We start from the raw sequence: 335 nt of genomic DNA, 5'->3' as shown, positions 1-335 counted from the left end.
CTCTTTAGCGCCGATGGTACTTGGTGGGAAGCTGCCTGGGAGAGTAGGACATAGCTAGGTGATGTGCCGAAGTGGCGGAACTGGCAGACGCACAGGACTTAAAATCCTGCGGGACTTACCTCTCGTACCGGTTCGATTCCGGTCTTCGGCACCATTATAAAGTGGACCTTTAGCTCAGTTGGTTAGAGCGCCCGGCTCATAACCGGTAGGTCCGGGGTTCGAGTCCCTGAAGGTCCACCACTTTAAGAACTTTGAAAATTAAACAGTAGGTTAATTATATAAATTCTTTTTTAAAGAATTAAACACAAACAACCAAGCCAGATATTCAGATAATG

At 46.6% G+C, this 335-nt stretch carries 2 tRNA genes; both read left to right on the top strand.

The annotated features are described in order from the left end of the window. Positions 1 to 65 precede the first annotated feature (65 nt). A tRNA-Leu gene (locus RWY47_RS05785) sits at positions 66 to 154 on the top strand. Between the two features lie 9 nt (positions 155 to 163). Beyond that, a tRNA-Ile gene (locus RWY47_RS05780) sits at positions 164 to 240 on the top strand. The last annotated feature ends 95 nt before the right edge of the window (positions 241 to 335 follow it).

Origin of the sequence: Paraclostridium sp. MRS3W1 (assembly GCF_032465715.1) — a bacterium.
GTDB classification, from domain to species: Bacteria; Bacillota; Clostridia; order Peptostreptococcales; family Peptostreptococcaceae; genus Paraclostridium; species Paraclostridium dentum.
This window is presented reverse-complemented; position numbering and strand designations above follow the sequence as displayed.